The sequence below is a fragment of the Nostoc sp. ChiSLP03a genome, assembly GCF_034531215.2.
Taxonomy (GTDB): Bacteria; Cyanobacteriota; Cyanobacteriia; order Cyanobacteriales; family Nostocaceae; genus Nostoc.
The window spans coordinates 1-8,694 of the sequence record NZ_JAVRBQ020000008.1 but is presented as its reverse complement, the minus strand read 5'-3'; the positions used below and the strand labels follow the sequence as shown (position 1 = coordinate 8,694).

7 protein-coding genes are annotated in these 8,694 nt (G+C 40.7%); 6 read left to right on the top strand and 1 reads right to left on the bottom strand.

The genetic code is table 11. The features are described from left to right. Positions 1–102: 102 nt before the first annotated feature. Positions 103–3,516, top strand: coding sequence for an NACHT and WD repeat domain-containing protein (locus tag RMY32_RS00970; protein WP_409882157.1), 3,414 nt, complete (start codon positions 103–105; stop codon positions 3,514–3,516). On the opposite strand, the gene RMY32_RS00965 is transcribed toward RMY32_RS00970, so the two are convergent. Then, the gene (locus tag RMY32_RS00965; RefSeq protein ID WP_322712064.1) at positions 3,485–3,835 is read right to left on the bottom strand and encodes a hypothetical protein; all 351 of its coding nucleotides are present in this window, start codon (positions 3,833–3,835) and stop codon (positions 3,485–3,487) included. The two genes, RMY32_RS00970 and RMY32_RS00965, sit on opposite strands and share 32 nt — an antisense overlap. Here RMY32_RS00965 and RMY32_RS00960 point away from each other — a divergent pair. From RMY32_RS00960 to RMY32_RS00940, 5 genes are all read left to right on the top strand, one after another. Next, a complete protein-coding gene (locus RMY32_RS00960) occupies positions 3,835–4,497 on the top strand; it encodes a GIY-YIG nuclease family protein (protein WP_322712063.1) in 663 nt (220 codons plus the stop codon). The two genes, RMY32_RS00965 and RMY32_RS00960, sit on opposite strands and share 1 nt — an antisense overlap. Before the next feature lie 183 nt (positions 4,498–4,680). Beyond that, positions 4,681–6,027 (top strand): FAD-binding oxidoreductase, encoded by a 1,347-nt coding sequence (locus tag RMY32_RS00955; protein WP_322712062.1) that lies wholly within the window; start codon positions 4,681–4,683, stop codon positions 6,025–6,027. Between the two features lie 145 nt (positions 6,028–6,172). Next, the gene (gene rtcA, locus RMY32_RS00950) at positions 6,173–7,219 is read left to right on the top strand and encodes an RNA 3'-terminal phosphate cyclase (RefSeq protein WP_322712061.1); all 1,047 of its coding nucleotides are present in this window, start codon (positions 6,173–6,175) and stop codon (positions 7,217–7,219) included. A 174-nt stretch (positions 7,220–7,393) separates the two neighbouring features. Continuing rightward, positions 7,394–7,864 (top strand): toll/interleukin-1 receptor domain-containing protein, encoded by a 471-nt coding sequence (locus RMY32_RS00945; protein WP_322712060.1) that lies wholly within the window; start codon positions 7,394–7,396, stop codon positions 7,862–7,864. A 113-nt stretch (positions 7,865–7,977) separates the two neighbouring features. Next, positions 7,978–8,604: a toll/interleukin-1 receptor domain-containing protein gene (locus tag RMY32_RS00940; RefSeq protein ID WP_322712059.1), complete on the top strand. Its 627-nt coding sequence runs from the start codon at positions 7,978–7,980 to the stop codon at positions 8,602–8,604. The last annotated feature ends 90 nt before the right edge of the window (positions 8,605–8,694 follow it).

Below are 8,694 nucleotides of genomic sequence, written 5' to 3'. Positions count from 1 at the left end.
GTTTCCTGAAGACACTGTTTGTAGGCGTTTTTTCAGTTCCTCTTCGCTCTCGGCGATCGCAATTTTAAATGGGCGGCTCATGGTTCTGTTAACTTACCTAGTTTGCTTCTCCCCATTATATGCAGATTCATTTTTAATTGGTATCAGATCATCCAGTCTTCTCTTGAGACGGTTACACAGCGACAACTGGATAAGAATTCACCTTATCAAGGACTCAAAAGGTTTAACTTCAAAGACAGAGATCGCTTTTTTGGTAGAGATAAGCTTATTACTAGATTATTTGAGGCAGTGAATCGAAGCAGTCTGAGTTTAGTTTTAGGAGCTTCTGGGAGTGGCAAATCTTCTGTTGTGCGTGCGGGGTTAATTCCTGAGTTGAAGAAATCTCTGGAGTCTCAAACATTTTATGACTTCATCTTTAGTCCCCATCAAGATCCCTTTGATTCTCTATATCGTTGTTTACTCAGTGAGGAGAAGGACTATAGCTTCAGTAAATCGGAAGTCGAGATTGCCCTAGAAGCGAAGGCAGATACCCTAACTAAAGTGATTAGCACCTTAAAGAAGGAGGAAGAACGGTGGCTAATTTTTGTCGATCAATTTGAGGAATTGTTCACTATTTGTGATGATGCAGACAAACGCAAAAACTTTATTTCAGGTCTTGTGCAGGTTGCCAAGTCTGGGAATAGTTCTGTCAAGATTGTACTGGCAATACGATCTGACTTTCTGGAGCAATTTAGTTTCTATCCCGATCTAGGTGTTATTGCCAATCAAAATAATATTCATCTAGTGACTGAAATGTACCCAGATGAACTGCGACAGGCCATCGAGCAGCCAGCAGCCAAGCATGGGGTCGTTTTTGAAGAAGGGTTGCTTGAACAAATTATCAAAGAAGTAGAGGGACAAAAAGGTTATCTTCCCTTATTGCAGTACACCCTGAATTTGCTTTGGGAAAGTGAATGTAAAACTTTCGGTGCCGATGGTCGTCCTAATATCGAAGACCGCACCTTAAACAAGAAAAGTTATGCATCGTTAGAGGGTGTAAGAGGAGCATTACAAAAACGGATTAATCTGATTTATCAAAATCTAAACCAAGATGAACAAATAGTCACTAAACAAGTTTTTGTGAGATTAGTGAATATTGTTGATACTGATTTAGGTAGTAAAGCGGTTAGTAGAAGGGCTTATCGAAATGAATTTACGGAGAAACCAGTAGAGAAGATTGTTAATAAGTTTATTAATGAAAATATACTAGTCAGTAATTATGATTATAGAAGTGAAGAAAAATTACTATTTAACAATAGTCAAAATCAAGAACAAGCAGCTACAGTGGAAATTGCTCATGAAATTTTGCTAACCTCATGGAATACCTTACAAAGGTGGATTGAAGAGGAAAAAGAAGCAATTATTTTCAAACATTGGTTAGCTAGTGAAGCAAGGCGTTGGCAAAGAATTCGTAGAGGAAATGAATCTAAAGCTAAAGATGAACTTTTAAAAGGCTCCAGATTAAATCAAATTGTGGAATTGAAAAATAAAGATGCTTTTAAGAATCTTGGTGGCTTTACAACAGAAGAAAAGCAATTTATTGATGCTAGCCTTGCATGGCAAAATCAAATTATTCAACGAGAGAAACGCCAGATATTCATTTTGAGGTCATTACTTTCTGGAACTACTATAGCACTTGTATTAGCTATCTTCACAAGCATATATGCCTTTACACAAGCAACTATTGCTGGTCTGGGTGAGCAAGTTGCTAAGGCAAGATTAAAGAAGCCTTTAGACGGGTTAGTTACAGCAGTTAAGCTGACTGGTGAAAGCCAAGACAAACTAATAAAAGTTCCAGACTCAGTTAGTTCTATCTTATTTGATTTCCTACAAAAACCTGTAGAAAGAAACATTCTTATAGGACATAAGCAGAATGTCACTTCAGTAACCTTTAGCCCAGATGGAAATTATATCGCTAGTAGCAGTGAAGACAAAACAGTAAGGTTATGGAATTTAGATGGTTATCCTGTTGGTAAGCCCTTCAGGGGACATGACGATTATGTTAATGCCGTCAATTTTAGTCCAGATGGACGTTATATAGTTACTGGCAGTTCTGATAAGACAGTAAGGTTATGGAATTTGCAGGGCAACTCTATCGGTACACCCTTCAAAGGACATCAAGGTGTAGTCAGATCAGTCGCCTTTAGTCCTGATAGTCAGTACATTATCAGCGGTGGTGATGACGGAATGAGATTGTGGGATTTAAAAGGCAATGTCATTCAACCTTTCTTAAAACTTAAGGGGCGACAGATCAAATCAGTTGCTTTTAGTCGTGATGGACAGACAATCGTTATTGCTAGTGGTACGTTGCAATTTTGGGACAGAAAAGGTAACTCTATTGCAAAACCTATTGAAGTACACGTATATGGTGTCAGTTCACTGGCTATCAGCCCCGATGGAAAATACATCGTTACTAGCGGTGTAGATAACATAGTCCAATTGATAGATTTTCAGAAAAAAACTATGCAAAAAACTATCCCTGAAAGTGATATTAATTCGGTTGGTTTCAGTCCAGATAGCAAGTCTATTGCCATTGCCAGTGGGAATACTGTGCGAGTGAGAGATTTGGAAGGGAATTTAATTGAACAACCTTTTTTAGGACATGACGATAAAGTTATCTCAGTTGCCTTTAGCCCGCTGGGCAAAAATTATATTGTTACTGGAAGTTGGGATAAGACAATACGGTTGTGGAATCTCGGAACTCTCAAAGAAAAAGTTTCTAACTCAGAAGATTATAAAGCTTCATTAAAATTAGCGTGCAATAAATTACTTTTTCATTCTGTTTTTGTCAAAGCTGAAACTGAAGAAGCTAGAGATGCTAGTAAAACTTGCCAGAAATACGCCTGGGACAACATCAAAATAGCCCAATTTTTAGTCAATCAGGGTAAAGCAATAGCACGACAAGCCAACCTTGCGAAAGCCGTGGATAGTTTCAAACAAGCCCAAAAGCTCGATTCCAATTTAAGTATTGATCCAGAAGCTGAAGCAAAAGCACAACGGCTTGCAGCTATGGCTTCAATTGACAGTGAAGAACAAAATAATACTGAAATAGCTCCACCTACACTACCTAATCAAGCAACTTATGGTCAAGTGAAGCTCACTGATTTCATACTTAACAACAAAAGTAATGTTATAAGTGTTGCTCCTGGAGAAAAGATTAATGGATCTACTAATTACATTTATGATTGTCCTGAGTGTGACCTGAAAGCTGTTAATCAAATTATTGTGGGTATTGTTGGTCAAAATAGCGCTCAAGCCTGTATTTACGATCAACGCGGTTCTAAGGGAGCAGGCTCAAGTACATTTACGTTAACAGCACCTAGTGAACCTGGAATTTACTACATTCGCTTCCGCTATGCTCAAGCTCGTAGATGCCAACAGGGGGCTTTAGGTTGGTGGCGAGTCAATAATGAGCCTACTGCTGAAGCCAATATAGGATCAATCATTATAAGACAAGGGAAACAGCCCAAGCAGTAAATCCCCATATCCCGACATCCCCCAACTGCTGACAGCATCGCAGTCCTGGTGAGGAGCGTTTTTGTTGCCAGAGGGTGATTGCGCTCTTTCTGCGATCGCTGCCAATAGTCAAAGCATCTTTCCAAGATTTTAAAACTCGTGGCTCGGAGTCGGCGCAGCGGAGTGGCTCTTCTGACTTTTCACGGGATGTGGAGATGTGAGTAGATTTAAGCTTCAATATTTTAAGGGCATATATTTGCTTGTGTAAGCATTGGCGTAGCCTCTCGTAGAGAAGTTCGTCGTAGACATCGCTAATTAATAACTTGGAGATCAATTGCAATGGAAATTCAGCACAATCCGCCAATTGAACATCAAAATGTCCCCATAAACCACCGTGGACTGCATGATTTTTTGTATAGTTCTGACAACGAACACGCCGCCATTGAAGTGAGTATAACTCCCGATCTGGCAAATAATGGTACTGAAATCATTGGCTTTGAGGCTTGGAGTGTAGCTGCTCAGAACGCTAAAATTGCCGGAGTTTACGCAGTATTAGATGCAGAACGTCACACGCAGTACATTGGCTATTCTCGGAATGTGTTGCTTTCCCTAAACAGCCATCTTCGCCAAAATGGCAAGCAAAAGTGTGCTTTTGTACGCGTGCAAGCATTCAAGTTCCCCAAACGTCAAGAAATGGAAGATTTGCGAGATGCGTGGATAGCAGAACTCGAAAGTACGCCACCTGGTAATGCAACTGATTGCGGAATGTGGGCTAGTACGGTAGGTGAAGCTACTAAGGCGGTAATGTCAGAAGCCCAACTTCAAGCCTACGAGGAGAAAAAGCTAAAACTGCGGAAAGCAATGGCTGATACAACCCTTTCTAAAGAGTCAGAAACAAGAGATGCGAGTGAAGCCGAACGTCAGCGTCAACTTGAAGCTGCTGTGAAAAACGATGACTGGAGTGTAATTATTGACGCACAGACACAGGAAACTAAGTATTGATTTTTGTCTGCTTGAGTGCGCTATCTGATTTTTTGAGTTAGTGGCATGAAAGTTTTGTGGAAGATGAGAAGATTTTAAAACGCAAAGGGGCGCTGAGGGAAGCGCAAAGGTTCGCAGAGGAGTGAATTCTTTGCGTTCCTTTGCGTAAACTTTTGCGTTCCTCTGCGTTAAAAAAGGATATATATGACGAGAAAATTAGATGCTCTGATTAATTCTCTAAAAGGTATAGAAACTATTACCGATTCTACCCAAGTCGCAAAATTATCCCAGGATTATCACACTTTTAGCCCTGTGTTAGTGTCGAAACTAGAGGGAAAAGTTGGGGATATCGTAGTGCGTCCCGCGAATGAAGCAGAGGTTTTAAAAGTTGCAGCTGCGTGTGCAAAACATCGTATACCTGTAACTGTGCGAGGTGCGGGAACTGGGAACTATGGGCAATGTGTACCGTTGCACGGTGGCGTAATTTTAGATATGACGCGGTTGCAAGAGATTCTTTGGGTAAAACCAGGGGTGGCGCGGGTAGAAGCTGGGGTGAAGTTGGCAGCTTTGGATAAAAAAACACGAGAAATCGGCTGGGAAATTCGTATGGCACCCTCTACGTACCGCACAGCCACAATTGGCGGATTTATTGCCGGGGGAAGTGGCGGTATTGGCTCGATCCAATATGGTATGTTAGCCGATCGCGGTAATATCTTAGCATTGCGAGTGATAACTGTAGAAGATGAACCCCGTGCGATCGCATTACGCGGCGATGATGTCCAAAAGGTAAATCATGCTTGGGGAATTAATGGCATCATCACTGAAGTTGAAATTCCTTTAGGGCCAGCTTATCCTTGGGCAGAAGTGATTGTCACCTTTGACGACTTTATGACAGCAGCAAAGTTTGGTCAGGCAATTGGTAATGCTGATGGCATGATTAAGAAGTTAATTTCTGTCTTTGCATCTTCAATTTCCCAGTATTTTCACGCGGTACAAGAGTATATTCCTGAAGGAAGTCACTCAGTATTTTTGATAATTTCTGAACCGAGTTTGGAATTTTTACCGGCTTTGGTGCAGCAATACGGCGGACAAATTACATATACAAAAACAGCTGAGGAAGCAGCCAAAGGTATACATTTAGCAGAATTTAGCTGGAACCACACTACCTTACTTGCCCGGAGTGTAGATACTGGGATTACATACTTACAAAGTCTCTTTCCTAGAGATTGCAGTTTGCAACTAGTAGAGCAGATGTATAATTACTTCGGCGATGAGGTAATGATGCATTTAGAATTTTTTCGGGTGAATGGTGTCGTAGTTCCTGGTGCATTGCAACTTGTGCGCTACACCACAGAAGAACGCCTCAATGAAATTATCCGCTATCACGAACAACATGGTGTGAGTATTGCCAATCCTCATACGTATATTATTGAAGACAGCGGCAGAAAAGTGATCGATCCTGAGCAGTTAAAATTTAAAGAAATAGTCGATCCTTATGGGTTGATGAACCCCGGTAAAAGCAAGGTTATTCAATTCCATACTCAAAATTAGCAAACTACAGAAACACATATCAGAATTTTCTCTGTATATTTGTGTAACCTCTCTCTAAAAAGCTAGCTGTTGGGCGTTTATAATTTGTGGTTTGATTTTAACAGCCGTGGGGATAACCCAAAATCCAACATTCCAATAATCGCCCATGATTGAAATTGACGGTTCCTACGGAGAGGGAGGCGGACAAGTTCTTCGCACTTCCTTAAGTCTAGCCGCCATTACCGGCGAACCCATACGAATTACAGGCATTCGCGCTGGACGCAAAAAGCCAGGATTAGCAGCGCAACACTTAACAGCAGTTCGGGCGGCGGCGAGAATTTGTAATGCCCAACTACGAGGTGATGCTTTGGGTTCAATGCTGCTAGAATTCATCCCAGGTAGTGCTGTGCAAGCGGGAATTTATACCTTTGATGTTAGTAAAGCACAACAAGGTGGTTCTGCGGGTGCGATCGCTCTAGTTTTACAAACAATTCTCTTACCTTTGGCGCTAGCATCTGGCAATTCCTTAGTGACACTAAAGGGTGGAACTCATGTGAACTTTAGCCCCACAGCGACGTATATTGAGCAAGTTTATCTGCCCATACTGCAACGCATGGGTGTAGAAGCCCAAGTCAAGTTAGGCGCTTGGGGGTGGTATCCCCAAGGTGGGGGCGAGGTAGAGTTACAGGTGGATGGCGGTGGTAAACTCGGTGGGATCGACTTGCTGGAACGGGGCGATTTACAACAGGTGCGAGGACTAGCAGTGGTGACAGAATTGCCTTCCCATATTCCGCAACGGATGGCGAATCGTGCGGAGAATTTATTACGGGAAGCTCATTTAAAGGTTACTGTACAGACTCTACGAGAAAGAGGTGTAGCACCTGGGGCGGGTATTTTTTTAACTGCTGAGTATCAGAATAGCTTAACTGGCTTTGGTGGATTTGGGCGTTTGCGGTTGTCGGCGGAAACAGTTGCAGAGATTGCTTGTCAGCAACTGCTTGAGTTTCATTACACCGGCGCACCAGTGGATGAACATTTAGCAGATCAGTTATTATTGCCGGCTGCTTTAGCTTTACAAGAAAGTCAGTATCGAGTGGCTGAAGTAAGTAGGCATTTAACAACAAATGCAGCAGTTATTGAACAGTTTGGGCTGGCGCAAATAACAGTAGATGAAGCTGATAAAATAGTGTCGATAAAGAGTTTGAATAGATGAATAAGTGCTATTACTTTAGTAGTGCTATATGGTAGAGTCTTAAAAAGAATTATTTTGTAAATTCAAATCAAGCTTGTGATCCCTTCTACCTTAAAATAAAAGCTGTAAGTTTTAGCAGACAACTTTGATAAAGCTTTAAACCTATTTTCAAAGATTCGAGTCATAAAGCAACTTATGTCATTGCAACCTGATCAAGCTATTGAAGTGTTTTATTCTTATGCTCATGAAGATGAAAAAATGCGCGATAAACTAGAAAATCACCTCACTCTTTTAAGGCGACAAGGAGTGATTACAGAATGGTATGATCGCAAAATTGGAGCAGGAAAAGAATGGCACAATGAGATAGACACTCATTTAGATTCATCTCAAATAATTTTGCTGCTTATAAGTGCAAATTTTATCGCTTCAGATTATTGCTGGGATGTTGAAGTAAAACGGGCAATGGAAAGGCATGAAGCCAAAGAAGCTAGAGTTATCCCCATAATTCTTGACTCTGTTGATTGGGAGAGTGCACCGTTTGGAAGAATTCAAGCGCTGCCCAAAGATGCTAAACCTGTTAAAAAATGGCGAAATCATAATGATGCATTTTTAAGTATTGCTCAAGGTATCCGAATAGCAATAAAAGACTTGATTGAAAATTCATAGCAATTAACTACGTAAATTTCATAATGATGACTGAGTAACGTATCAAAAATTTAAACAAAAAATGTTGTTAAATAAAAATAATAATTAATTCATATTAATAGGTGCTGAGGTCAATGTCGGCTAGTAAGCTTGTCAAAGTTTTTTATTGCTGCTCAAAATCTATTAAAGATGAACAAATGCGGCAAAAACTAGAGGAACACCTCAGTATTTTGAGGCGGGAAGGTGTGATTACTAGTTGGCACAGAAGCATGATCAGTCCAGGAAAGGAATGGGAAAGTGAAATTGATAAACATTTAAAGACATCAGATATAATTTTGGTGCTAATTAGTTCAGAATTTACTGCTTCTGATTATCATTGGGACGTTTTGGCGAAGCAAGCTATGGAACAGCATAAGGCTGGAACATCTCGTGTTATTGCTATTCTGCTCCGTCCAGTTGATGATTATTGGAAGGCCGCATTCCCCAAAGTCAAAGTTTTGCCTCAAGATGGAATACCTGTAATCAAACGAAATCCCCAGGATACAGCCTTTAAAAATATTGCTAGAGGTATTCGAGAAGTAGCCGAGGAACTTACTGATTCTACTTACTTTATTAAAAAAGTTCTGCGTTGGCTTTGGGCAACTGCGATGCTTGTTGGAAAAGCTGCTGTAAACGTTTTTATCTATGTGGGAACAGTAACCTTTTCTTACTTAACCCAAGTTGCTAGTTATGCTTGCAGGTGTTCAGGTGGCATTGCATAAGCAATAAAATCCCCTCCAGAGGAAAAATTAGGAGGGGTAATGTTAAACGAAATAATTACAATTTATGCTATCACTGATGACCTATTGAAG